General features: G+C 39.9%; 1 pseudogene. It reads left to right on the top strand.

From position 1 onward, the window contains the following. Nucleotides 1-567, top strand: a pseudogene (locus MLD65_RS18000) (NAD(P)/FAD-dependent oxidoreductase); the annotation flags it as partial. Nucleotides 568-631: the final 64 nt, after the last annotated feature.

Genomic DNA, 631 nt, shown 5'->3' with positions numbered 1-631 from the left:
TATACCGTGATGGTTTGGCTCGATCATCGCTTCGCACCAAAAGGATATGGATATTTACTTCCATTCTCGGATAAAGAAGCGAATATTGTCGTTGCTTATCCCGATAATATTGTAAGAGCAAATGCCGACAACTTATTTCAAACTTTTTATGAGGAATGTCGAAAGCGACTCGGTCAAGAGCTTCCTATCACCGATCAATTTCAAGTCGAACATTATCTCATTGGAAAAAGCGCTTTTCCTCGTATTGGAAATACCCTATTTACAGGAAATTGCCTCGGCACGACGATGCCGTTTCTCGGCTTCGGTCAATTTGCAGCCATATTATCAGGGATTTATGCCGCTTACGATATCCTTGGTGTAGAAAGCTATGAACAACTTACAAAGCAAATTTATAAAAGCTATGATGATTCGCTCGTTTTACGAAGAATGGTGGAAAAGCTGGATAACGAAAAACTTGATCTTATCGTCAAGCAGCTCGACGGTTACATAGGCGAAAAGTTGTTCCAACACACAAGGCTAAACCCGATTAAAGTTGCAAGCTTTTTCCTACGCCCGTTTCTAACCTAATTCCGTGTAAACAAATAAATATTTTGACATCGAATTTATAAGAAAAGGACAGCACGCTTGCTGT

It is taken from the genome of Bacillus sp. FJAT-47783, from assembly GCF_022808615.1.
Lineage (GTDB): Bacteria > Bacillota > Bacilli > Bacillales > Aeribacillaceae > Bacillus_BZ.
Note: the sequence above shows the minus strand (reverse complement) of the source record. Positions and strands in the feature narration are given on the sequence as shown.